The sequence below is a fragment of the Arthrobacter sp. sptzw32 genome, assembly GCF_059089735.1.
On sequence record NZ_JBNHEZ010000018.1, the window covers coordinates 1 to 867 of the forward strand.

General features: G+C 68.6%; 1 protein-coding gene. It reads right to left on the reverse strand.

Annotated features, from left to right (window positions below; translation table 11 throughout):
* The coding region (locus tag AC5RVN_RS17405; RefSeq protein WP_494138751.1) for a DUF222 domain-containing protein at window positions 1-867 on the reverse strand (867 nt) is incomplete at both ends.

Below are 867 nucleotides of genomic sequence, written 5' to 3' on the forward strand. Positions count from 1 at the left end.
TGAAGAGCCGGGTTTTGCGGCCGAGGTCGAGGATTTCGCCGTGGGTGCCCAGGAGTGCGGGGATGATGTCGGCGTCGCAGGCGATTTTGCGGAGGGTGGCGGCGGCGACGGGTCCGGTAAACACGAAGTTCCCGGTGCCAGTGCCGGGGCCGGTGCCGGTGCCGAGGGGCGTGCCGGTGCCGGTGCCGGGGTGTGTGCCGGTGGTGGGTGTTGGGTGGGTGGCTTTGTGGTGGGGGAGGAGGTCTTGGTAGTTGATGGTGGCGATGATTTGGGGGCGGTTTCCGCCGGTGCTGGGCAGGGTGTTGGTGGCCAGGGCGATTTTGGCGGCGCCGACGAGACCGTCGAGTTGTTTTTGTGGCCTGGTGCGGCGGTCCAGTTCCACGTCCACGCCGCGGTCCCGCCAGTGATCCGTGCCCATGCCGGTGCCGGTGCCTGTGCCGGTACCGGTTGCGGTGCCGGGTTTAGTTCCGGTGTTGGTGGTGCGTGGGTTGGTGGCGGTGTTCATGACGGTGAGGAGGTGTTCGTATTGGTCGGTGGTGGCGTAGATGTCGAGGTGGTGCAGGCCGTGGCGGGGTTTGCGGATGAACGCGCCCTGGGTGTGGCGGAGGGCTTCTTCGCTGGGTTCGGTGCCGTCGGCGTCGATGGTCTCGGCCCAGCGGCGGGCGACGCGGGTGAGGAAGTCCGGGTCGGCGGCCGCGGCGGTGGTGGTGAAGTTTTCCTCGATCAGCGCCAGGTTCTCCCCGGTGGTGAGGTGTTGGAGCCGGTTCAGAGTCAGGCTGATGATGGTCCCGGCCCGGGAAGACACTGCAGGGCCGACACCAGAGCCGCCGGCGGGGGTGAGGGCGGCGGTGCCGGGGGTTGGGGTGA